Source organism: Acetobacter sp. AN02, from assembly GCF_029759835.1.
Taxonomy (GTDB): Bacteria; Pseudomonadota; Alphaproteobacteria; order Acetobacterales; family Acetobacteraceae; genus Acetobacter.
In genome coordinates this window covers 21,610-45,648 of sequence record NZ_JAJJND010000008.1, presented here as the reverse complement: position 1 = coordinate 45,648, position 24,039 = coordinate 21,610, and the positions used below count along the sequence as shown (strand labels likewise).

The 24,039-nt window shown below is 60.7% G+C and carries 20 protein-coding genes, 1 tRNA gene and 1 pseudogene; 10 read left to right on the top strand and 12 right to left on the bottom strand.

The annotated features are described in order from the left end of the window. A partial coding sequence (istB, locus tag LOC54_RS01970; RefSeq protein ID WP_279312141.1) for an IS21-like element helper ATPase IstB occupies positions 1-482 on the top strand: 482 nt, incomplete at its 5' end. A gap of 88 nt (positions 483-570) precedes the next feature. Then, positions 571-1,014: pseudogene (locus LOC54_RS01965) on the top strand (transposase); the annotation flags it as partial. 90 nt (positions 1,015-1,104) lie between these two features. On the opposite strand, the gene LOC54_RS01960 reads toward LOC54_RS01965, so the two are convergent. After that, positions 1,105-1,359 carry a helix-turn-helix domain-containing protein gene (locus LOC54_RS01960; RefSeq protein WP_279312140.1) on the bottom strand — a complete coding sequence of 85 codons (255 nt, stop codon included), beginning with the start codon at positions 1,357-1,359 and terminating at the stop codon, positions 1,105-1,107. Between the two features lie 370 nt (positions 1,360-1,729). Then, positions 1,730-1,820 (bottom strand) — tRNA-Ser (locus LOC54_RS01955). Positions 1,821-1,955: 135 nt separating this feature from the next. Here LOC54_RS01955 and LOC54_RS01950 point away from each other — a divergent pair. Then, complete coding sequence (locus LOC54_RS01950; RefSeq protein WP_279312139.1) at positions 1,956-3,125, top strand: deoxyguanosinetriphosphate triphosphohydrolase; 1,170 nt, start codon at positions 1,956-1,958, stop codon at positions 3,123-3,125. Here LOC54_RS01950 and xdhB read toward each other — a convergent pair. The 4 genes from xdhB to LOC54_RS01930 are packed head-to-tail and all read right to left on the bottom strand — an operon-like array spanning position 3,111 to position 8,241. Continuing rightward, the gene (gene xdhB / locus LOC54_RS01945) at positions 3,111-5,447 is read right to left on the bottom strand and encodes a xanthine dehydrogenase molybdopterin binding subunit (protein ID WP_279312138.1); all 2,337 of its coding nucleotides are present in this window, start codon (positions 5,445-5,447) and stop codon (positions 3,111-3,113) included. The two genes, LOC54_RS01950 and xdhB, sit on opposite strands and share 15 nt — an antisense overlap. Next, positions 5,440-6,909, bottom strand: coding sequence for a xanthine dehydrogenase small subunit (gene xdhA, locus LOC54_RS01940; RefSeq protein ID WP_279312137.1), 1,470 nt, complete (start codon positions 6,907-6,909; stop codon positions 5,440-5,442). The genes xdhB and xdhA overlap by 8 nt, the downstream gene beginning before the upstream one ends. A 60-nt stretch (positions 6,910-6,969) precedes the next feature. Then, the gene (locus tag LOC54_RS01935) at positions 6,970-7,683 is read right to left on the bottom strand and encodes an HAD family acid phosphatase (RefSeq protein ID WP_279312136.1); all 714 of its coding nucleotides are present in this window, start codon (positions 7,681-7,683) and stop codon (positions 6,970-6,972) included. A gap of 60 nt (positions 7,684-7,743) precedes the next feature. Beyond that, the gene (locus tag LOC54_RS01930) at positions 7,744-8,241 is read right to left on the bottom strand and encodes a DUF2721 domain-containing protein (protein ID WP_279312135.1); all 498 of its coding nucleotides are present in this window, start codon (positions 8,239-8,241) and stop codon (positions 7,744-7,746) included. A 104-nt stretch (positions 8,242-8,345) separates the two neighbouring features. Between LOC54_RS01930 and LOC54_RS01925 the strand changes: the two genes are divergently transcribed. From LOC54_RS01925 to LOC54_RS01915, 3 genes are all read left to right on the top strand, one after another. Further along, positions 8,346-10,124 (top strand): aminopeptidase P family protein, encoded by a 1,779-nt coding sequence (locus LOC54_RS01925; RefSeq protein ID WP_279312134.1) that lies wholly within the window; start codon positions 8,346-8,348, stop codon positions 10,122-10,124. Positions 10,125-10,201: 77 nt separating this feature from the next. Beyond that, on the top strand, positions 10,202-11,227 hold the full coding sequence (locus LOC54_RS01920; RefSeq protein ID WP_279312133.1) for an isocitrate/isopropylmalate dehydrogenase family protein: 1,026 nt from the start codon (positions 10,202-10,204) through the stop codon (positions 11,225-11,227). Between the two features lie 213 nt (positions 11,228-11,440). Further along, positions 11,441-12,178, top strand: a complete 738-nt coding sequence (locus LOC54_RS01915; protein WP_279312132.1) for an EAL domain-containing protein — start codon at positions 11,441-11,443, stop codon at positions 12,176-12,178. 18 nt (positions 12,179-12,196) lie between these two features. On the opposite strand, the gene fdhD is transcribed toward LOC54_RS01915, so the two are convergent. The 5 genes from fdhD to LOC54_RS01890 form a co-directional block, all read right to left on the bottom strand. Next, entirely contained in the window at positions 12,197-13,000 is an 804-nt protein-coding gene (gene fdhD, locus LOC54_RS01910; RefSeq protein ID WP_279312131.1) for a formate dehydrogenase accessory sulfurtransferase FdhD, read from the bottom strand. Positions 13,001-13,004: 4 nt separating this feature from the next. Continuing rightward, positions 13,005-13,595, bottom strand: a complete 591-nt coding sequence (locus LOC54_RS01905; RefSeq protein WP_279312130.1) for an NTP transferase domain-containing protein — start codon at positions 13,593-13,595, stop codon at positions 13,005-13,007. Between the two features lie 25 nt (positions 13,596-13,620). Next, positions 13,621-15,930, bottom strand: coding sequence for an FdhF/YdeP family oxidoreductase (locus tag LOC54_RS01900; RefSeq protein ID WP_279312129.1), 2,310 nt, complete (start codon positions 15,928-15,930; stop codon positions 13,621-13,623). 32 nt (positions 15,931-15,962) lie between these two features. Continuing rightward, positions 15,963-16,412: a nitrate reductase associated protein gene (locus tag LOC54_RS01895; protein WP_279312128.1), complete on the bottom strand. Its 450-nt coding sequence runs from the start codon at positions 16,410-16,412 to the stop codon at positions 15,963-15,965. Positions 16,413-16,506: 94 nt separating this feature from the next. Then, complete coding sequence (locus tag LOC54_RS01890; RefSeq protein ID WP_279312127.1) at positions 16,507-17,028, bottom strand: GNAT family N-acetyltransferase; 522 nt, start codon at positions 17,026-17,028, stop codon at positions 16,507-16,509. A 68-nt stretch (positions 17,029-17,096) separates the two neighbouring features. Here LOC54_RS01890 and LOC54_RS01885 point away from each other — a divergent pair, with 68 nt between their 5' ends. From LOC54_RS01885 to LOC54_RS01870, 4 genes are all read left to right on the top strand, one after another. Then, positions 17,097-17,459: a winged helix-turn-helix domain-containing protein gene (locus LOC54_RS01885; protein ID WP_279312126.1), complete on the top strand. Its 363-nt coding sequence runs from the start codon at positions 17,097-17,099 to the stop codon at positions 17,457-17,459. Positions 17,460-17,603: 144 nt separating this feature from the next. Next, positions 17,604-19,133 (top strand): glucan biosynthesis protein, encoded by a 1,530-nt coding sequence (locus LOC54_RS01880; protein ID WP_408740275.1) that lies wholly within the window; start codon positions 17,604-17,606, stop codon positions 19,131-19,133. Further along, positions 19,109-21,277: a glucans biosynthesis glucosyltransferase MdoH gene (gene mdoH, locus LOC54_RS01875; RefSeq protein ID WP_279312124.1), complete on the top strand. Its 2,169-nt coding sequence runs from the start codon at positions 19,109-19,111 to the stop codon at positions 21,275-21,277. Before LOC54_RS01880 ends, mdoH begins: the two co-directional genes overlap by 25 nt. 245 nt (positions 21,278-21,522) lie before the next feature. After that, positions 21,523-22,284, top strand: a complete 762-nt coding sequence (locus tag LOC54_RS01870) for a helix-turn-helix domain-containing protein (RefSeq protein WP_347709379.1) — start codon at positions 21,523-21,525, stop codon at positions 22,282-22,284. Between the two features lie 12 nt (positions 22,285-22,296). Here LOC54_RS01870 and LOC54_RS01865 read toward each other — a convergent pair whose 3' ends face one another. Then, entirely contained in the window at positions 22,297-23,976 is a 1,680-nt protein-coding gene (locus tag LOC54_RS01865) for an OprO/OprP family phosphate-selective porin (protein ID WP_279312123.1), read from the bottom strand. Between the last annotated feature and the right edge of the window lie 63 nt (positions 23,977-24,039).

Sequence of the window (24,039 nt, the reverse complement as noted above, 5' to 3'; positions counted from 1 at the left end):
CCGAAAATGTCGTTCTGATCGGGGGACCGGGCACAGGAAAAAGCCATATCGCAACAGCTCTTGCCATGCAGGCGATCGAGCATCATCGTAGGAAAGCCCGCTTCTGGTCCACGGTCGATCTTGTGAACGCTCTCGAGCAGGAAAAAGCCGCCAACCGGTCAGGGCAGATCGCAGACCGTCTCCTGCGCCTTGATCTCGTGATCCTTGATGAACTCGGTTACCTGCCGTTCAGCGCGTCAGGTGGGGCTCTTCTGTTCCATCTGCTCAGCCGTCTCTACGAGCGGACCAGTGTCATTATCACAACCAATCTGGGCTTCGGGGAATGGGGCGATGTCTTCGGAGACCCCAAAATGACAACAGCCCTCCTCGATCGACTGACCCACCACTGTCATATCCTTGAGACAGGAAATGACAGCTACAGGTTCAGAGCCAGTAGCGCCAAACCAAAAATCAGAAAGGAAAAGGCAGAAACACACGCTTGAATATCTCCTCAAAACAGGAGACATACACAATCAGGCCGGGTCAATTGCTCATGAAAATCCCGGGTCAGTTCTCAACGAAAATCAACACTTTGGCTATAAATCGCATATTTCTATCGACCGGAAATTCCGGCTGATCCGTAAATGGAAGACGACCGATGCAGCGGCCAGCGATGGTGCCAGACTACGCGAGGGCCTGTTGGATAAAACCAATATGGCATCAGCAGTCTGGGCAGATACGGCCTACCGTTCAAAAGCCAATGAGGACTTCATGGAAAAGCATGGCTTTGTCTCCAGGGTTCACAGGAAAAAGCCGCATCTCAAACCCATGCCTCGCTATATCCAGCGCTCCAACGCAGGGAAGTCGGTGATCCGGTCGCGTGTCGAGCATGTCTTTGCTGATCAGAAATCACAGACGGGGATGTTCGTCCGAACAGTCGGTATCGCTCGAGCCACCATGAGGATCGGGCTGGCCAATATCATCTATAATATGCGCCGCTTTCTCCTCCTGAAGAGGATTAACGCCGCCGCGTAGCAATCCAGCGGGTGACAGCCCCTGATCTGCTCAAAACGCAGATCGAATGCTACCCCAGAAACCGTCAATCAACCCGCCAAAAACCTGAAATCAGGCGAAAGAGCAGTCAATCAAAGGTTTTTCGAACCCTCCACCTGCGCCCCTGGCAGGGACATCCGCCCGGATCACCAGTCTGAGGGCGTCCTCCAGAAGAAATAATGTCTTCCTGCCTAACTTGTATTTCGGGAGGAGCCCCTCGGCGACGTATCGGTCGACGGTCTTCTCATGGCAGTGCAGATGGATCTCCGCTGCCTCGAGCCGGGTGACAAAGCGCCCCAGAGGGTTGGGGATCTGTATGTCGTGCATTGACGCACTCCTCAAGCCTGACGGTCGACCATCGACCGTCTTGTCGAACCACCTTGCCGAGGAGCTGGGGTGATTGAATCTGGGGCTGTCTTGGGGAGGAGGTTTGCCCTCGTTTACGAGGGGGTATGCGATGTTCTGTCGGGATGAGTTGGGGCGGATATTAAACGAAAAGGCTCCTCAGCGCATTCTTGTTTTGTTCTATCAGAATGTGCGGCGTTCTGCCAACACAAATCGTTTCTACGCGGTTTGAAGCCGCCCGACGCCGCAGGAAGCCGCAGGAAGCCGCAAATCATAAGGTGGGATTGATGATGGGAGCGCAAAGCAACTCACTCACAACCTACTGATTTATATGATGTTTTTTTGATTATGTTGGCGGAGAGAGTGGGATTCGAACCCACGGTACGCTATTAACGTACACACGCTTTCCAAGCGTGCGCCTTAAGCCGCTCGGCCATCTCTCCTGCACACGACGGGCTTCCTACCAGACTGCGGGAAAAAGGCAAGACCAAAACGGCTTTTTCCTGCGAAACATCCCTCCTCTTGCCGAAACGGCCGCAGACAACGCATGCTGGGATGATTTCCGGAGCCACCACGTCATGCCTGTTGCCCCCTTTGCCATCAGCGCCCGTCCCGGCCGTGGCCGCCTTTATGAGGAAGCAGAATCGACGACCCGTTCTCCCTGGCAAAGGGACAGGGACCGCGTCATTCACTCCTCCGGCTTCCGGCGCCTCCAGTACAAAACGCAGGTCTTCATCAACCACGAGGGCGATTTCTTCCGTACACGCCTGACGCACTCCCTGGAGGTCGCCCAGGTTGCACGCTCTCTGGCGCGCCGGCTCCGTCTGGATGAGGATATCACCGAGGCCATCTCTCTGGCCCATGATCTCGGCCACACGCCGTTCGGCCATGCGGGGGAAGATGCGCTGGCCGCACAGATGGCTCCCTGGGGAGGATTCGACCACAACACGCAGGCCATGCGGCAGGTTACTCTGCTGGAGCGGCGTTATCTCGACTTTAACGGTCTCAATCTGACATGGGAAACGCTTGAGGGCCTTGCCAAACATAACGGCCCCGTCGATCGTCCGGATGCATGGCTCAGTCAGTATGACTCCATGCACAAACTCGACCTTTCGCAATATGCCTCAGCTGAAGCGCAGATTGCCGCCATGGCTGATGACATCGCCTATCACGGGCATGACCTTGATGATGGCATCAAGGCCGGCCTTATCAGTCTGGACGATCTCGAAACCCTGCCGATCGTGGGCGAGGCACTCGAGAACGTGCGTTCATATGCAAGAAGTAATCAGATCCTGAGCGGAGAGATGGAGCAGCGCCTGCGACATGAAATGGTCCGGCGTGTGATCAACGTTCTTGCTACCGATCTCCTCACCACGACGGAAAACAACCTCGCACGGCTGGACCCGCAGACGGCGGATGATATCCGTCAGGCTTCCGGTCCGGTCGTCAGATTCAGCCCGGCCATCGCCGAGGCGAACGGAGCCATCCGCGAGTTTCTCTTTGCAAGATTGTATCGCCACTGGAAACTGAACCGCATGGCACACAAGGCGCGGGAGACAACTTCCGCACTGTTCCGTATTCTTGCCGATGATATCGAGCTTCTTCCTGATGAGTGGCGTATCTCCGCCAGAGCCGCAAAAACGGACTCGTCCAAAATGCGCGTCGTCGCCGATTATATCGCCTCCATGACAGACCGCTACGCCATGGAGGAACATCTCCGGCTGACCGATCTTTCAATTCCCGGATAAACTCTTATTTCTTCTCTTCATTTCATAAGCTGTCCTCAGAATCATCTCAGCCGTCGCCGGGGCATCAAGGGGAGGACAGGACCGGTAATCATCCAGACTGGCCAGCGCATCTGAAACGGCGCACAGAACGGAAACGCCATGAACGAAAGGCGGCTCCCCCACCGCCTTGGAGCGGAAAATCGTCTCCTCACGATTTTCACCCTGATCCGCAAGCCCTACGTTGAAAATACGCGGACGGTCGGAGCATCCGGGAATTTTATAGGTACTGGGGGCATGTGTCCGAAGTCGCCCCGCATCGTCCCAGACAAGCTCCTCCATTGTGAGCCAGCCAACGCCCTGAACAAATGCTCCCTCAACCTGACCCAGATCGATCGCAGGATTCAGAGACTGCCCCGCATCATGCAGGATATCAACACGCTCTGTCCTCATCTCTCCCGTCAGGAGATCAATGGCCACCTCGGAACAGGCTGCCCCGTATGCAAAATAGAAAAACGGCCGACCACGGCCGGTTGCCGGATCCCAGTGAATCTTCGGTGTTTTATAAAAACCGCTCGAAGATAAAGAGATACGCGCAAGATACGCCGCCTTCACCACATCCGTAAAAGCCAGAATCTCTGATCCGACACGCACGCCCTGCGGACCAAACGCCACCTCCGCCTGCGGCACTCCGTGCTTCTGCGCAACAAAGGCCGTAAGCCGGTTCCGTATCTTCTTCACCGCATCCAGGACGGCCATCCCGTTCAGATCCGCTCCTGAGGATGCTGCCGTAGCCGATGTGTTCGGAACCTTTCCGGTATTAGTTGCCGTGATCAGAACCCGCTCCTCCGGCAGACCGAGCGCACGCATCACCACCTGCACCATCTTCGTGTGCAGCCCCTGCCCCATCTCGGTCCCGCCGTGATTCACCTGCACGGACCCGTCGGTATAGATATGAACCAGCGCCCCGGCCTGATTATAATGTGTTGCTGTAAAGGAAATTCCGAACTTGACCGGCGTCAGCGCAATCCCCCGCCTTACCCAGGGATGATCCCGGTTGAACCCCCTGATTTCCTGCCGCCGTTCACGATAGCTGCAGTCCTGCGCAAGCTGCGTCATCAGCTCGCGGGAAATCGAGTCCTCAACCTCCATGTGGTAGGGTGTCAGGGACCGGTCGCTTCCGGAGACGTACGCATTCCGCAGACGAACATCCAGCGGATCAAGACCGGTCGCAAAAGCAATTTCCTCGATCACTCTCTCCGCTGCCACAATGCCCTGCGGCCCGCCAAACCCGCGATAGGCCGTATTGGACTGCGTGTGCGTTCTCAACGGCTCGGAACGGAGCACGACATGCGGATAGAAATACGCATTATCCGCATGAAACAGCGCCCGGTCCGTCACGGGGCCGGACAGGTCAGCCGACCATCCGCAGCGCGCCGCAAGAGTCATGCTCACTCCGGAGATCACACCATCCCCGTCAAAACCCACGTCATAATCAACAAGAAAATCATGTCTCTTGCCGGTCATCATCATGTCGTCATCGCGGTCCAGACGGATCTTGGCCGGATAACCGGTCAGAACCGCAGCGAGTGCGGCAAGACAGGCCGGGGGATTGGCCTGGGTCTCCTTGCCGCCAAAACCACCGCCCATCCGTCGGACCTCAACCGTCACGCAGGCCGCAGAAATCCCGAGAACGTGACAGATCATCGCCTGCGTTTCCGTCGGATGCTGTGTGGAGGACCAGACCCGCATCTCCTGCGCCTCTCCGGGCACGGCCAGAGCCGCCTGCCCTTCAAGATAGAAATGCTCCTGCCCGCCCATCCGCACCGCACCCGACCGGCGATGAGGCGATGCCGGCAGGGCCGCCTCCGCCTCCCCCCGCCGCATCGTCAGGGAACGCCAGACGAGATCACCGCCTGCCGCCCGCGCCTGATCAATCGTCAGAACGGCCGGAAGATCCTCATACTCAACCTCCGCCAGCCGGACGGCCCGCCGTGCAGCTGCCCGCGTCCGGGCGACGACGGCAAAAAGCGGCTGCCCGCAATACATCACCTCATCCGTCGCCAGCAGACATTCATCGTGAATACCCGTGGCGCTGACATCGTTTTCACCGGGAATGTCCGCAGCCGTAATCACTCTGAGCACATCCGGCGCAGCCCGGACCGCATCAAGCGAAAGCCGGACGACCCGCGCATGCGCCCGTGTGCTCAGCCCCGGAACCACATGCACCAGCCCCGCAGGTTCCGGAAGATCGTCGATATAGGCCGCCTCGCCGCAGACATGCAGAACGCCACTCTCATGTTTTAAAGGCAGGCTGGCCGCGCCTTCAGGCAGATTCTCAGACATGCCGCACCTCCGGATCTGCGAACACGGAGGTCAGAACCGGGACGGAAGACGCCGTCTCCAACCAGAACCGGGTCAGGAGATTACGCGCCACCTCCATGCGATACCACGCCGAGGCCCTCATATCGGAAATCGGGGCGAAATCCTCTGTCAGAGCCGCCCGGGCTGCTTCCAGAGCCGCCTCATCCCAGACGCGCCCCTGCAGAGCCGCCTCAGCATGTGCAGCACGGCACGGCGTAGCCGCCATACCGCCCCAGGCCAGCCGTGCCTGCGTGATCACACCATCTTCCAGACGCAGGGAAAGACCTGCCATCACGGCAGAAATATCCTGATCAGATCTTCTGGAAACCTTATACCCGCGAAAAATGACATTGCAGTCAGGACGGGGAATGAACACGGACTCCACGAACTCATCCGCTGCACGATCCTGCTTCCCGTATTCCAGGAAAAAAGCCTCCAGGGGGATCTCCCGACTCACCTTCCCCCGCCGCAGACGCAGGCGCGCATCCGCCGCGATCAGCAGCGGAGGACCGTCCCCGATCGGAGAGCCGTTTGCAATATTTCCGCAGACAGTCCCGCTGTTTCTCACAGGACGCCCGCCGATCCGTCGCAGGGTCTCCCGCATCTCCGGCTGCAGCACGTTCAGCGCTGCCTCTGCCTCGCTCCAGGTCACGGCCGCCCCGATCTCAAGCCCCTCTTCCGTCAGCGTGAGGTGACGCAGATCGGGAATCCTGCCGATAAACACGACATGCGGCAGAACCCGCATCTGCTTCGTCACATGAAGCCCGACATCCGTGGCCCCCGCCACGATCCGCGCATCGGGATCTTCCTCCAGCACCTGCGCCAGCGCATCCGCCGATACCGGGATTGTCAGCATCCCCTCCTCTGCTGAGATCTGAACCGTCTGTCCGTCCTCAAGCTCCTTCAGCCTTGAGAGAATGACCTCACCCATCGCCTCAAACCGGTCCGGCCCTGCCGCAAGAGACTCCTTCATCGCCCGCACGATCGGCGCATATCCGGTGCAGCGGCACAGATTGCCCGCAAGAGCGTCATCAATGGCCGTATCGCTGTCATCCGCGCCCGGGCGCCTGCGATACGCCACCATCGACATCACGAAGCCCGGCGTACAGAACCCGCACTGGGACCCGTGCAGACGCACCATCGCCTCCTGAACCGGATGCAGCGTCCCGTCGGGGGCCTTCATATCCTCGATCGTGAAAACCTGAGCACCATCCAGCATCGCGACGAACTGGATACACGCATTGACCGCGTTCCAGACCAGCCGCTCCCGCTCGCGACGCACCACAATAACGGTGCAGGCCCCGCAATCTCCCTCATTGCAGCCCTCTTTCGTACCACGCCGCCCGCGCACCTCACGCAACCAGTCCAGCACCGTCATCACCGGAGAGATGTTCTCCGTCCTGATCAGCTCATCTCCGAGCCAGAAACGTATGTTCCGTCGCATCTTCCCCCCGGACCGGACAGACATCCGGAACAGCCCGGCCTGCAGCAGGAAAACCGCAGGCTACGGAATGAAATAAAACGGATTGGGCACAAGGAAGATCTGCTCGGCATGACCGCCTTCAAGATCAGACATCTGATCCCCGATGCTGGCAATCACACGATATCCCTTCGCCTCGATCTCTGCCCGCACCGGTGCCTTGTAGGACGCCGCGGACGACACCCTCATCCCGTCCGGCTTGAGATAAAGCCCGCTCCATCCCTCATACCCTGCCGCCGTCAGATTGGCCGATGTCGCCGCGCGCTCATGTTCGCGCCGGCCGGTCACGAAAAACATCGCCACTCCCAGCTTCCGCGCTTCCCTGTAAAGCTCCAGCATCGGCTTCAGAGCAGGCGAGCGGTTGCTGGCTTCCCAGGAATCCATTCCGCACGGCCCCTCAGGAAGACGATCACAGGCACCATGCGGCAGATAGCCGAAATCATTCGCCCGCATCTCATCCCAGTTGGACAGGGAGGTCTCATCAATATCCAGGACGACAGCCGGATGCTGAACACGGGGCGCTTCCCAGCGTATCCATTCACGCGCGCCCGAGACCAGACGGCGGACATCCCGATCATACCTGCCGCTGTCATGATATTTCCGGACAGTCTCCTTGGCATAGGACAGATTGGGCGGAACGCCGGGGATCTGCGTCACAGGGGCAGGCGGTGCGATCGAGGCATCACAGCCCGAAAGAAAAACCACCGCTGCAAGACATATGCCGCTTTTCCTGATCACAACCCTCTCCCCATCCGAAAACCCCCGATCCGCACTGCCGCATCCCCGACCCGGCACGGATTATTCCGTCATCGCACTGCGCTTGAGCGATTTCGGCACAGGCCCTTCCTTTTTCAGGGAATGCCAGGCCAGCACGCTGTCCACGAGAAACGAGGCCAGCGCCAGCGTCGTGCTGATCAGCGCAAGCCCGAACAGAACGACCAGCCACCAGACAATCTTCGCATCCCGGACACTGCCGAGAAAAAGAACGAATGCCGCACCGCAGGTCATTGCCCCTGCCGTACCGCCAAAAACAATCGCCGTGTCCAGAACGGACATACGCCGGCTGAGATGAGCAAGATGCAGTTTCAGCAGGTGCCGGGCGTCATGATCCGTTTCGGAATCGAGAAGATCAGACACCTTTTCAATGTGATCCGCAACCCTGGAAAGGCGCGTATTGAACAGATTGAGCAGAGTACCGACACCGGACAGCATGAAAACAGGTGTCAGCGCCACACCGATCAGATGCGCCACATCCCCCGCTGAATCCGCACCCGGCACCACAACAGGTAAAGCCATAGAGTCCCGCAGCCCCTTTCACGTCAGAAAACCATTGTGCCGGAACACGATTTCATTTCTATAAACCATCCCATAGCACAGACCACGCAGACGGAGACCACCCCATGCCTGATCCCTCCCCGGAAGCCAGACTGAAGCATCTGCGCGACATTGCATCAGACGCGGGAACGGACGGGCTGATCATCCCCCGGAGCGATGAATATCTCAACGAATACGTCCCCGCCTGCGCGGAACGGCTCGCCTGGGTGACGGGCTTTACCGGAAGCGCAGGACTGGCGATCATTCTTCCCGATCGTGCCTGCGTTTTTTCAGACGGACGATATATCACGCAGATGTCGGAGGAGGTGGACCCTGCCCTGTGGGAACAGCGCCACATCATCACCGCGCCGCCGTCGGAGTGGCTGAAAGAAGCCGCTCCGCAGAACGCGCGCGTGGGATACGATCCGCGCGTCATCAGCCGCGATGCCCTCAGACAGATCGGGACATCCGGCGTCACGCTGGTCCCTCTGGATTTCAATCCCGCAGACCGCGCCTGGACCGGCCGCCCGGCGCCGTCCGTGGCACCGGCGCTGATCCATCCGGAACATTATGCCGGGGAGAGCGCGGCCTCAAAACGCGACCGCCTCGCCGCCTCGCTGCGCGACAGCGGATATGACGCCGCCATCCTGAGCGACCCCACCTCCGTCGCCTGGCTCCTCAACATCAGAGGTACGGACATCCCCTGCACGCCCGTCTGCCTGTGCACCGCCATCCTCTTTGCGAACGCAAAGCTGTCCCTGTTCATCGCGCCTGAAAAAATCACGCCCGACGTGAAGAAATGGCTCGGGAACGATGTCACCATCCTTTCGCAGGACAGACAGGAAAAAGCCCTGAAAGCCCTGCACGGGAAAACCGTGCTTACAGATCCCGCCGGAACACCGCTGTGGTACGCACAGAAACTCCAGGCGGCAGGCGCACATGTTGCGGACGGGCAGGATCCCTGCGTCATGCCGCGCGCGACAAAAAACCGGACTGAACAGACGGGCGCACGCATCGCCCATCTGCGCGATGCCGCCGCCGTCTGCCGCTTCCTGTACTGGCTGGAAAGCAATGCCGCCACGACAACGGAAATGCAGGCTGCGGAACAGCTCGGTCGCTTCCGGCAGGAGAACGAGGAATACCGGGAGGAATCCTTCACCGCCATCTCCGCCGCAGGTCCCCACGGCGCCATCATGCACTATCATGTCTCACAGGAGACAGACCGGCTGATCGGCTCTGATACGCTCTATCTCATCGACAGCGGCGGTCAGTATCCCGAAGGTACCACCGACATCACACGCACCGTCTGGACCGGGCCGTCCGATCCGCCCCGGCATATGCAGGAAGCCTGGACACGCGTGCTGATCGGGAATCTCGTCCTGGGCGCAACGCGTTTTCCCGAAGGCACGACAGGCGGAAATCTCGACTGCCTCGCCAGACACGCACTGTGGCAGGCCGGACAGGATTTCGATCACGGAACCGGACACGGCGTCGGCAGCTTCCTCTCCGTGCATGAGGGCCCTGCCAGGATCGCCAAGACCTCCTCCGTCCCGCTGGTCGCGGGAATGATCCTCTCGAACGAACCCGGTTTCTACGAACCCGGAGCCTTCGGCATCCGTCTCGAAACCCTCGTCCTCGTCTCCCCGTCAGACGCGGGAACGGCGCAGCGCCACTTCCTGGAGTTCGAAACCCTCACCCTGGTCCCGTTCGACCTCAGGCTGGTCCTGCCCGAGCTGATGAGCACACATGAACTTGATCTGCTCGACGCGTATCATGCCCGCATCCTGCGGGAGGTCGGTCCGCTGCTGCCTGCCGCGGAACGTACGTGGCTGGCGCATGGCTGCCGTCCCATCAACAGGAAGTGAGAACGGGGGTTTGTAAGTCGATTTTCAACGCAATGAAGGGCAGAACAGGCAGCGGATGAAGCCAGGGAGCTCATTGTATGTCCAGTAGAACAATCCCCGCCACTCTTATCGCCGGTGATGGCATCGGTCCCGAAATCATGGAATCCGTGATCGAGATCCTCGACGCGGTCGGCGCTCCGTTTGCCTGGGAAAAGCACCTCGCCGGTATGGCCGGCGTGGACGCCGTGAATGATCCGCTGCCGAAAGAGACGATCGAAAGTATCCGCCGCACGGGCCTCGCTCTGAAAGGCCCGCTGACAACTCCGGTCGGCGGCGGCTTCAAATCCATCAACGTCACGCTGCGTCAGGAATTCGGCCTCTACGCCAACCTCCGCCCGACGAAAACCATCATCCCCGGCGGCCGCTACGAGGATATCGACCTCGTGATCGTGCGTGAGAACCTTGAGGGCTACTACGCCGCTCTGGAACACACGGTCCCGGCTAACGGAGACCCGAAGGGCATGGCGCTCAGCGGCGGCTACGTCACCCGTCAGGAGTGTGACCGTATCGTCCGCTTCGCCTTTGACTACGCCGTCAAGAACAACCGCAAGAAGGTGACGCTGGTCCACAAGGCCAACATCATCAAGCAGATGAGCGGCATGTTCCTTGAGGAAGGCCGCAAGGTCGCTGAGGAATACAAGGGCCGCGTCGAGGTGGACGAGAGCATCGTCGATGCCTGCGCCATGCGCCTCGTCACCAATCCCTGGCAGTTTGACGTCATCGTCACGACCAACCTGTTCGGCGATATCCTCTCCGATCAGACAGCCGGTCTCGTCGGTGGTCTCGGCATGGCGCCGGGCGCAAACATCTCCGACAAGGCCGCCGTGTTCGAAGCCGTCCACGGCTCCGCACCGGACATCGCCGGCAAGGGTCTCGCAAACCCGCTGGCCCTGCTGCTCGCCGCCGTGATGATGCTGCGCCATATCGGTCGCCAGGATCTGGCAGAGCGCATCGACGCCGCCATCAACTCCGTCATCACCTCCGGAAAGGTCCGCACGCGCGACCTCGGTGGTCAGGCCGGAACGAAGGATCTGACGGCAGCCCTGAAACAGGCTCTGAACTGATCCGGTCCCGGCTCTCCTCCGCAGGGGGGGGGAGAGCCGGAACCCCTGTTCTGACAGAGGTTTTTCAGAAAATATCTTTTTTAGACATTTTATTTACCAGACAGTCACCTCTCTGTGGAATCTTTATGACAGACAATTTCCAGACAGAGAGTACACCTCTTGCCCGACACCGTTGCAGCCTTCACACGGCCTCATGCCGGCCATTCGCGGAGCATGGCTGCTCACCAGCCTGACCACACGGACGAAAATCCGGAAGTCATCATCCGCTATGATCTGCACAACGGGCAGCGCACAGGCATAGACATACTCCCCACGGCAGCTCTCATGCCCTTCCGCTCCGCCCGCCGCAGGCAGAAGGGCAGGGCGCGGGAAGACCTGCTCTCACGCGTCTGCGCCGCAACGGCAACCGGAACCCGCCTGCCCGGATGCACGGCCATCCCTTATGAAAACAGCGACCAGACGGAAGACGAATTCCTCAGCCGCCTCCGGCAGACCCTGCTGGACACCGGAACCGCGGCAGCCTCCGTGGAAATCGAATTCCCGGAATCAACCCTGCTGAACATTACCGAAAACATGATCTACACCCTCTCCGGACTGAGAGACGCAGGCGCGGGCGTGGTCATGACCGGCCTCGGCCATACTCAGACAAGCCTCACCCTGCTGCGGGATCTCGCCTTTATGGGGCTGATCAGCACGATCAAGCTCGACCGGCATCTCTTCGTCACGGATCCGGGCGACATTCACTCGGATCATCCGCTGGCCGCAGCCCTCCTGCGTATTGCGCACGATCTGGGGCTGAAAACCCGCGCGGAGGGCATTGATTCCCGCCAGACACTGGCATTCCTTACGGAGCATAAATGCCAGGAAGGATGCGGGCAGGCTCTCTCCCCGGCCCTTCCGCTTTCCGGACTGACAAACCGCCGCCCCTCAACCCGCCGTAATCCGCGCTGAAATACGCAGCATCCGTGTTCAGCCGGAAATACGATCGCCGCCGCAGAACAGAAACTGCCGGTCACGACGCGCGATGGCGATCAGCGTCTGACCACCGCGTTCCGCAAGGCGGAAAGCCCGATATGTCGGGGCCGAAACCGCCACGACAACTGCCATCCCGGCCCGCAGGGTCTTTAAAACCATCTCGTATGAATACCGGCTGGTGAGAAGACAGAATCCCTCCGAACCGGTCTGCCCCGCACGAATCCGCGCACCGATCAGCTTGTCCAGCGCATTATGCCGGCCGACATCCTCCCTGATCAGCTCAATACGCCCCTCCCGGTCCGCCCACGCCGCCGCATGAACCATCCTGGTCGCGGCATTCAAAACCTGCCGGGATTCAAGATCCCTCAGCCCCCGCCGGATCGCCTCCACGGTAATCCCGTCGCCCCGGGGCAAAACCGGAATATCCGGGGTCTCCACGGCAGGAATCTCATCCGTCCCGCAGATCCCGCATCCCGTATGCCCCGTCTGTGCCCGCGGAGCACGCCGCAGCAGGGCCGCCAGACATGCCCCGGACACCGTCACATCCAGATCACAGCCATCCTGCAACTGCGTGACAACAACCGAGCGGATATCCTCCGCGCTCCCGGCAATTCCCTCCGTCAGGCAGAAGCCATACGCAAAATCCTCGACCTGATCAGGGCTCATCATCATGGTGCCATATGGAAAGATTCCATTGAATCTCAGGCGAACCGGAACCTCATCCGCAACATTCAGAACAGTCCCCTCATCCGGGGATCCAAGCGGCACGACATCCAGGCCATAAAACAGCGCCGTCATCCGCTCAGCCTCCGTCCGCAAGGCGCATCACAGCCTCTGCGCGTTCCTCTGGCGTATTGATATTATCCAGAGCCCCCGGCGTGCGCGGCGACAGCACACAGACATCCGCCGCCGCAAGAACCCGGCGCAGACTCCCGCCGCCTCCGGCCATCTGAAGCCGCAGACGCGCCAGAGCCTCAGGCTCCCATATCGTGCAGAGCGGCTCCGGCACCCCGTCATGCTCGCTCCGGAATGCAATGGCAGAGCACCCCGCAGCCCTTGCACCGATCAGCGCATCCAGAGAGTCTTCATCCAGAAAAGGCAGATCACAGGCCAGCACCAGCCAGGCCACATCCGGGTATGCATCATGAGCCGCAAGAATCCCGGCAGCCGGTCCGTCTGCCCCCGTCATATCCGTAATCCCGGGCCAGCCGGACCGCAGGGGGTCATCCCCCTGATCCGGACGGAGCGAGACGAAGCTCCGCTCCGTCCGCGGGGAGACAAGCCCGAACGCCCGGGCAAGCTGCGGACGCCCGCCATAGACCAGCGCCGCCTTATCCTGCCCCATCCGGCGGCTTGCTCCCCCGGCCAGAACCAGCCCCCAGAGCGGAATCACCGGAGCGGAACCACCAGAGCAGGCCTCAGCCCTGACCCTCAAACCGCATCGGAACGGCACCGGCAGTGCTGGGCACCACCTTCACCGGGATCGATTTCGCCGCCGGGGTGCCGCTGATCTCATCAAAATATCCCAGCGGCAGCAGGGGATTGAGCTCCGGATAATATCCCGCGATCGCACCCCGGGACATCGGATAGTCAATCACCGTCAGACCATCGACATAACGGTGATATCCGTCATCGCTGTATGTCTCCAGGCCGATCACCGAGCCGTTCTCCAGCCCGCGATCCTTCATGTCGTCACGGTTCATGAACACAACCAGCCGGGTGTTATACACACCGCGATAGCGGTCGCTGTTACTGTAGATCGTGGTGTTGTACTGATCATGCGAGCGGATCGTCGCCAGACGCAGCATCGCGGGATCATCAACCGGAACATCCGCCTCAAGACCCGGGAAAACCAGGAAATTCGCCTTGCCGGTCTGCGTCTTCCACACACGCCGGCGCGGCGGAATATCCAGATGGAATCCATGCGGATCCCGGATACGCTCCGAGAAATCCGCATAGATCGCCGGATAGACCTGACCGATCCTGTCGCGGATCAGCGTGTAATCGGCCATATAATCCGCCCACGCCGTCGAAGAGCCCGGCAGCGTCGCCATCGCCATCCGGCAGACGATCTCGGTCTCCGGAAGAACATCCTGCGACACGGGCTCAAACACGCCGCGCGACGCCGTCACGTTCGACATCGCATCCTCGATCGTCACGAACTGCTCACCCGCAGAGGTGCGGATGATCTCCGACCGCGCGACAACCGGAAGCAGCAGCGCCTCCCTCCCGTGAACCAGATGGCCGCGGTTGAGCTTCGTCGCGATCCCGACCGTCAGATTCAGCCGTGCCATCGCGGCATAGGACCGCTCCGTATCCGGAACCGCCCGGACGAAATTGCCACCCAGCCCGATAAAGACCTTCGCCGTCCCCGCTTCCATCGCCTCAAGGGAGGCCACGACATCATGCCCGTGCTCACGCGGCGGCTCGAAGCCGAACACATCGCGCACCCGGTCCAGATAGTCCTGCGTCGGCTTCTCATCGATGCCGACCGTCCGGTCTCCCTGGACATTCGAATGACCGCGGATCGGTGCAATCCCCGCTCCGGGTTTCCCGAAATTACCACGCAGGAGAAGCAGGTTAGCAATCTGCTGGATCAGGCGGGACCCCTGCTGATGCTGGGTGATGCCCATGCCGTAGCAGATCACCGTCGCGGAGGATTTCATGTAAATTTCCGCCACGCGGCGGATCTGCTCCTCGGACACGCCCGCCATCCGGGTGATATCGTCCCAGGAACAGCTCATGACATCCGCACGCAGCGCCTCAAGCCCGACCGTGTGCTCACCGATAAACGCCTTGTCGAGAACGTCCTCCCCCCGCGCATCGGCCTCAAACAGAACCCGCATCATGCCCTTGAACACCGCCAGATCGCCGCCGATCCGGACGTGAACGAACTCGCTGGAAATCGGCGTGGACCCGAAGGTCGCCATCTTCACGACGTCCTGCGGCTCGGTAAAGCGGATCAGCGCACGCTCGGGCATCGGATTGATCAGCACGATCGGAACACCGCGCTTCCTCGCCTCGACCAGATTGGTCATCATACGCGGAGAATTCGTCCCGGTATTCTGTCCGACCACGAAAATCGCCTCGGCATGATCGAAATCAGCCATGACGATCGTGCCCTTGCCGATCCCGATCGAGGCCGGAAGGCCACGGCTGGTCGGCTCATGGCACATGTTCGAGCAGTCAGGAAAATTATTCGTCCCGAACTCACGGACAAAAATCGAATAGAGAAACGCCGTCTCGTTCGCGGTCCGCCCCGACGTGTAGAACTCCGCCTCATGCGGGCTGTCCAGCGCCTGCAGATGTCGCCCGATCAGCGCAAACGCGTCATCCCACGACACAGGCACATAGCGGTCGGTCGCCGGATCATAGCGCATCGGCTCCGTCAGACGCCCCTGCATCTCAAGCCAGTAGTCGCTCTGCTCCATAAGCTCGGAAACAGTGTATTTCTCAAAGAACGCACGGGTCACACGGGCCTTCGTCGCCTCATGCGCCAAGGCCTTTGCTCCGTTCTCACAGAATTCCAGCTTCTTTCTGTGGTCCGGATCGGGAAAGGCACAGCTCGGACATTTGAAGCCGCCCGGCTGATTCATCGCCAGAAGCCCGCGCGAGCCTTTCACAAGCACGCTCTGCTCCATCAGAACCTTCGCCGTCGCACCCGCAGCACCCCAGCCTCCGGCAGGATGGTGATAGGGTTTGAATTCTGCGTCTTTTTCCTTGCTCATTGCCCTCTCCTCCCCGGACAGAAACATCCGGATTAAAGAATTCCGAATTCCTTCATTGCCGGAACAAAATTCTCATTTTCATGCTTCGACCGCGCAAGCTTGATCAGCGCAAAACGCTGCAGCGGACTGAGATCGGCCCACACCTCCGCCGCAGGGGGCGCCACACCATCCGCAGCTGCCTGACTCTCAACAGCCTCAGGCATCCGGTCCCCGCGCTGCCATACATCATACTCCTGCGGGCCGAGAAAAACCGCAGGCTCATCGCAGCACGACTCAATCAGCCCCAGAATCACAGAGCGACAGACCGCCACATCCGCCGCCGTCTCACAGGGAAACTCCGCAAGACGCCCCCTGTCCTCGCGGGAAAACCGGCTCCACTGCCGTAGGCTCAGCTTTATCCCGGCAAGATCGAGCTTCTGGCGCACGATCATGGGAATACACCGCAAAGACCCGGCGAAATCGCTCTCGAATTCAAAAAGCATCCCGAAAAAACCGCGCTCCCCCGCATATGCTGCGAAATTTTCCTTACCCTATAAGATATATTCTCCCGCAACAATCAAAACAGACCGCAGCACCTCAGACAGCACGCTCGAACAGGACCGCCCCGGCACCATAGGACCCGAGGTTCCCCTGCCCGCTGCGGCATCGCTCAAACCCCTGTGCGCGCCAGAATTCCACAGCCGCCGCTGTCGAGGTCAGAACAATCCGCCCGACCCTAGCATGCACCGCCGCCGCCTGGACAAGCATGATCCCCGCCCGCGCCATGCCCGTGCCACGTGCCCCGGAAATCAGTGCAATATCATGCAGATACCAGAAGTCAGGACATTCAGGCAGCGCCCCGATCAGCGTATTGAGCGCCGGAACCACCTCCTTACAGCGCCCGTCCGTCCGCCAGGGATGACTGAAAAGATAGCCGCAGGCCGCCCCGTCCGCGCCCTCCAGAAGGAAGCATCCCGCAGGACACAGATGCAGACGCTCTGCAAAAACCGCGTCATCCTCCGGATAATCCGCATGAATCAGACCAGCCAGCCGGGACACCGCCGGAAGATCCTCCGCAGACATCGGACGCCAGAACAGGGAGCCGGACAAGGAAGCCATATGCCATAAACCCGTTTACACTACCTCCACCGGCCTTTACCCGGGAACAGACATAAACGGGAGAGACCATGGCGGACTCACTGCGCCTCACCCTCAGAATCGATATCGACGGACGCCCGGCCCTCGGCCACGGAAAGATCATCCTGCTCGAACATATCGACGCAACCGGCTCCATCTCCGCCGCAGGCCGCGCCATGGGCATGTCCTACCGCCGCGCCTGGCTCCTCGTGGAATCCGTCAACGCGCTCTTCTCCGAACCGCTGGTCGGCACACGCCCCGGCGGCGGCGGCGGCGCATTCCTCACCGAAACAGGTCACACAATCGTGAGACTCTATCGCGAGGCGGAACTTCTTGCCACCCGGGGAAGCAGCTCCGCCCTGGAGGGGCTTGCGAAAAAAATCGCACGCCCTGAAAAGAACACTTCGCCGTGACACTGTCATTGTCTGTCATGTTTCGTCACACATCCGGGCCATGCGGCCAGGACAGAAGGCTGCGGCCGTAAGGAATATCCAAGAGTGCCATCCCACCTCCCGACCCGGACTGATCCTTCGAGAACTCTCCCCCGTCGTGAGCTCCTGCGGAGCAGCGCCGCCGCAGCCTCAATCCTCGCCCTTGCAGGCGGAGCAGGTGCCCGGCAGGCCCGCGCAGCCGGAACGGACAAATCGCACCGCCCGCTCCCCTTCGAAAATCACACCGTCAGCGATATCGCCCGCCGCCTCGCCGCATCGGCCTACAAGGCGCCGGACCAGACCCTTCCCAAGGCGATCTCGAACCTGAATTTCGACCAGTTCAGCTCCATCGCCTTCCGCCCGGACATGGCCCTGTGGCACGGACAGAATCTCGCCTTCGATGTCGAGTTCTTCCCGCGCGGCTATCTCTATTCCCCGAAGATCGACATCTACGAGGTCGTGGACGGTCAGTACGCCCCGGTGCCGTACAACCCGGACATGTTCACATACGGAGACCCGGCGCTTCGCGTCACCGATGATATCGGTTTCTCCGGCCTCCGCCTGCGCTACGCCATCAACACGCCGGGCGTGATGGAGGAATTCTGCGTCTTCCTCGGCGCCTCATATTTCCGCGCCGTCGCACGCGGCCAGAATTACGGCCTCTCCGCGCGCGGCTTTGCCGACGGAACCGGAGATGCCGCAAGGGGAGAGGAATTCGCCCTCTTCCGCGCCTTCTGGCTCGAACGCCCGCAGCCCGGCATGGACCTCGTGGTCCTGCACGCCCTGCTCGACAGCCCCTCCCTCGCCGGGGCCTTCCGCTTCACGATCCGCCCCGGAGACATGACGATCTTCGACGTGCAATCCACGCTCTTCCCCCGCGTGGCCATCTCGGAATCCGGAATCGCCCCGCTGACGGGCATGTACTATTTCGACGCCAATGACCGCAGCCATATCGATGACTGGCGCCCCGCCGCGCATGACAGCGAGGCCCTGCAGATCTGGACAGGCTCGGACCAGCAGCTCTTCCGCCCGCTGAGAAACCCGCTGGATCTCCAGTTCTCGGCCTTCTCCGACATCTCGCCGCGCGGTTTCGGACTGATGCAGCGCCGCCGGACCTTCCGGGATTTCGAGGATCTCGCGCTCAATTACGAAAAACGCCCCTCTCTGTGGATCGAACCGATCGGGGACTGGGGACCGGGCTCGGTGGACCTCGTGGAAATTCCCACGCCCAACGAGGTCAACGACAACATCGTCTCCTTCTGGAGACCGAAAGATCCCCTCAAAGCCGGTCACGAATACCCCTACGCCTACCGGATGTACTGGGGCGCGGACACACCCTTCCCGACCCGCCTCGCCCGCATCGGGGAAACCCGCGTCGGCATGGTCACGGATCACAAGGACGGCCGCTTCTTCGCCATCGACTTCACCGGTGCCCCCTTCGAGGATCTGGCTCCGGACGCGAAATTCCACCTCATCCCGCAGACCTCCGCCGGAAATATCCGCAACGTGGTTGTGGAACCCAATCCGCATATCAAAGGCTGGCGGACCACCTTCGAATTCTATCCCGGCGACGCAAAAATCGCAGAACTTTCAGCCGTTCTCGCCAACGATCAGGGAACCGTTTCTGAAAAATGGATGTACCGCTGGACACCGTAAGCATGCCCGCACCCGCGCCGCCGGCAGTGCCCGCAGCTCTGCCTATGGAAGCCCCGCTCGACATGCCGGTCCAGAACCTGCATGCCGCGCCGGATCTGCACGGCCGCCCGGGTACCCCCGTCACGGAAGCCCGGATGGCCGGGCTGAGGCGTCTTGCCGTTATCGGATCGGCCCTCCTGCTGACCATCTACGGCACATGGCAGATGCACCTGGTGCTGGACGCCAGCGGCGTCTCCCTGCTCGGCGGCATCATGCTCGTGCTGTTCGTGCTGCTTTTTTCCTGGATCGCGCTCGCCTTCACCTCCTCCATCGCAGGTTTCTGCTCCCTCGTCTCACGCGGCGGACTCGGGCTTGGCATCGAGCGCAGCGGCCCGCTCCCGGACCTCATCTCCAGAACCGCCCTGCTCCTCCCGACCTATAACGAAAACCCTCACCGGGTGATGGCCGGTCTGCGCGCCATCCACGAAAGCCTTCGCGCAACGGGCCGGGATGCCTGCTTCGACATCTTCATCCTCTCCGACACGACAAACCCCGATATCTGGGTGCAGGAAGAGGCGGAATGGCTCCGCGCCCGCAGCGAACTGCAGGGCAATACGGGCATATTCTATCGCCGACGCGCAAAGAACATCGAACGCAAGGCCGGAAACATCAGCGAGTGGGTCCGCCGCTTCGGCGCGGCATATCCCCAGATGGTCACACTCGATGCCGACTCGGTCATGGACGGAGAAACCCTCGTCCGCATCACCGCCGCCATGGAGCGGCATCCCGGCGTCGGACTGATCCAGACCCTGCCCGTCATCACCGGCGGAACCACCCTCTTCGCCCGGATGCAGCAGTTCGCAGGCCGCGTCTACGGCCCTGTCATCGCCTTCGGGATCGCCTGGTGGCACGGCTCGGAAAGCAATTACTGGGGCCACAACGCCGTCATCCGTACGAAAGCCTTCGCCGAACAGGCCGGGCTGCCCCATCTCCCGGGGCGCAAACCTTTCGGCGGGCATATTCTCAGCCATGATTTCGTGGAAGCCGCCCTCATGCGCCGCGGCGGATGGGCCATCCATATGGTCCCCGGCCTGCTCGGCTCCTATGAGGAAAGCCCCCCGTCCCTGACGGATATCGCCATCCGTGACAGACGCTGGTGCCAAGGAAACCTGCAGCACTACAAGGTCGTACCGACAAAAGGCATGAACCCCGTCAGCCGTATGCATCTGCTGATGGGAATCGGCTCCTACGTCACCTCGCCGCTGTGGCTTATCTTCCTCATGGTCGGAATTCTCGTCTCCCTTCAGGCCCATTTCGTCCGGCCTGAATATTTCGGAGACACGAAAACACTCTATCCGCACTGGCCCCAGGTCGATCCGATCCGCGCGAAATACGTGTTCATCGGCACCATGGCGATCCTGCTCGCCCCGAAATTCCTCGCCTTTCTGGCCCTGCTGGCAGACCGGAAAACCCTCAGGGACTGCGGCGGAGCGGTCAGGGTTCTTCTCTCCATCCTGGCCGAAACCCTCATCGGCGGTCTCATCGCCCCCATCGCCATGCTGATCCAGACCGGAGGCGTGATCTCCATCCTCAGCGGCAAGGACTCGGGATGGAACGCACAGCGCCGCGATGACGGAGGTATTCCGTTCAGCATCGTCGCCCGCGGATACTGGCGCTTTATGGTCATCGGCATGCTGATGGGCGCTGCCGCCTGGGCCGTCTCCACAGCCCTGTTCCTCTGGATGACCCCGGTGCTGCTCGGGCTTCTTCTGGCCATCCCCCTGGCCTGGTGGACCGCAAGCCGCAACGCAGGCCTCACCTTCCGTCGCGCCGGACTCCTCCTCGTTCCTGAGGAGACCGATACACCGTCGGTCCTCCGCCTGACCGCACGGGAAATCGCACGCCCGGAAACAAATATCCCGCATGATGCCTTCGCAGCCCTGCGCAGCCATCCGGACCTCCTCGAAGCCCATACCGCCATGCTGCCGATCCCGCGCCGCAAGGGCGAAGACGTGGACGCCAGCCTCCTCACCGGTCTCGTCAGACTGTCTGAAGCCACTTCGGTGGAAGCCGCGGAACAGACCCTTTCCCGGCAGGAAAAAGCCGCCGTGCTCGCCTCGGCAGAAGGCGTCAGCCTGATCCTCAGCCTTCCCTCCCGTATGTGATAATACGGGACCAGACACGGACTGTTGCAAAAAAAGACTGGCAGAAACGCAAATACGTGCTTGCCCCAGGGTGCATTTTATAGTGAATTAGGAGTGCATCGGTCCTGCTTGAGACAATCTCTGCGGGCAGTGCCAATCCGGACCTGTAACACCGGCAGACATACCGGCAGGTCAGAACCCTGCCGGAACAGCCAGACATCTCATTCCGGGCGTCAGACCAGAACTGCGTCCGACAGGAGAACGCAGTGACTTCACTTTTTTCCGAAAGACCTGCCATCTTTCCGGAGAACTGCTTCTTCGCCGCAGAAGGCGGTGATCCCCCGGTCTGTCAGATCTGCAGGGCCCGCGGAAGCGGCGTCTGCAGCGTCCTCTCTCCCGAAGAACTCAGCGCACTCTACCAGGTCTCCGAACGCATCTCCTTCCCCCCGGGACATATCTTCATAGAAGAAGGCACGGACGCCTGGTGCTTCTATAACGTCACCCAGGGTACCGTGAAGCTGTTCCGCTCCCTGCCCGACGGCCGCAGACAGATCACCGGATTCGGCAGCCCCGGATGCTTTATCGGACTCGCCGTTACGGAAACCTACGGATTCGGCGCGGAAACGGTCGAAGCCGTCACACTCTGCCGGTTCTCGCGTAAAAAACTCGAAACCCTGGTCAACCGGTTTCCGCAGCTCGAACGCCGGCTCCTCAATGAAGCCAGCCACGAACTGGTGCTCGCCCAGGATCAGATGCTCCTGCTCGGCCGTAAAACGGCACGCGAACGCGTCGCAAGCTTCCTGCTGACACGCATCGCCGCGGATGACTGCGAACACACACAGGACAGCATCGTCCTGCATCTTCCCATGACACGTGCGGATATCGCGGATTATCTCGGACTGACCATCGAAACCGTCAGCCGCACACTGAGCCGGATGCGCCAGGACGGCCTGATCCGGACAGGAGCGGATCGCATGATCGAGATCCGCTCCCGCGAACGCCTCCGGACACTCTCGCTCGAGGGATAGACCGGACAGGCGTCAGAAAGACGTCTGAACCCTGCCGACAATCACGTTGCCGTTCCGGCCGAACAGATTGACCCCTCCGGAAACACCCTTCGAGCGGGATACGATATACCGTTCATAATCCAGCATGAATTTGATGTGCCGGTTCGGATACCAGTTGAACCCGGCCTGCCAGGAAGTCTGCTGATTGCCATTGACCCCCTTGCCGCCCTGATCCGCCAGATCGCTCATATCCGCAACGCTCCAGCGCCCGCTGACTTCCAGAGCACCCCAGTGATTGTGAACGGGATCAAAGTCATACTCCACACCAGGCGTGGTGAACGCGGCAATCTGTGAATTATATCCCCGCCCGTGGCCGAGCAGCGTATAATTCGCCGCGACATACCACCCGTCAAACCCCAGAGACGGAAGCCTGCCGCCGCCATCCTGGCGCCCGCGCAGAACGCCGATATGGTAATATTCCCCTTTCACAAGAAGCTTCTTCCACCGCACCGCAAGCTGCGGACCCGCAGCCCATATCTGCGCCACGTTACTGAGCACGCCTGACGTCAGAAGATTCGTCTCGCCCAGCGGAATTTCCGTATTGTTCGTCAGCGTATACTGACGGCCATTCGTATTCTGCGACACCTTGAACGCCGCCGTCGCCCCCGCGCCCACATGCACGTCAATGTCCCGGCTTGCGTAGGGACGCCCGGCAATACGCGTCACAGCTCCGGTCTGAGTGTCCGTGATCGTGGAATCCTTGTTGCGATCACCGAATTTCTGACCGGTAAAATAAAAATTGGCCAGCCAGCGCTTCTCATGGTGCTCACCACCGATACTGAACCTCCCGGCCCCGCTCGCGATATTGCGGACGATATCGACAATCGCAGGACGCTCCAGAAACTCAAACGCCCCGGAACGCTCTGCGCTTTCCTCCTCCATACGCGGCTGAAAATACCCGACCGTCAGGACGGTATTTCTCAGACGCGTATAGTTCAGGCTGGCCTCAAACAGACCGACGCTGCCATCCGTCGTGGAGGAACCGAATTCCGGCGTGACCGTCAGCACCCAGTTCCTGTAACGCCAGGTGAAGTTCGGCCGTATCCGCCGTGCATTCTGGGCAAAGGAAGGAAACTTTCCCTTGCCCTCCCCCGCACGTGGCCCCGCCCCCAGAAACCCTCCGAAATCAAGCTGGGCCAGAATACCCGCGGAAAAAGCATAGACACTGTCAGAAGAGGAAATCGTCGGACGCCAGTTCGGAAACCCGACCCTGATCCCGCCGATCTGGACCTCCTCGTTCTCATTCGTGGCCGCCCGGAAGGCAGCCCAGGACTCCGCCGGAAGATCTGTCGGGGACAGACGGCCCTCAGAGGCCCGGCGCGGCCCCGGAGGCCTGCGCGGAGTGACCTCAGAAAAAACCGGAGTAACCTCGGGTCCGGCATCCGCAATCCGTACACCATGCGCCGCAGATTCCGTGTCGTGCGCCGGACGGGTGGCATTCGCGCCTCGGGCTGAAACCCTGGTGGCATGATGCCGCTCATGCTTCTGCGCAAGCATTTCCTGCCTCATCTGAGCAACCTCGCGCCGCATGGCCGCCAGCTCACCGCGCAGCGCCCGGACCTCAGGGTCCTCCGCATACGCCTTTCCGCACATCATACCCCCTGCCGCAAGAGAAGACGCTGCCAGCAGGACAAATCGGACAGGTACGGACATTTTATAACCTGAAAAAATAGTGAAACATATGAGCGAAATGTCACAATGAATCGTATTTTACGA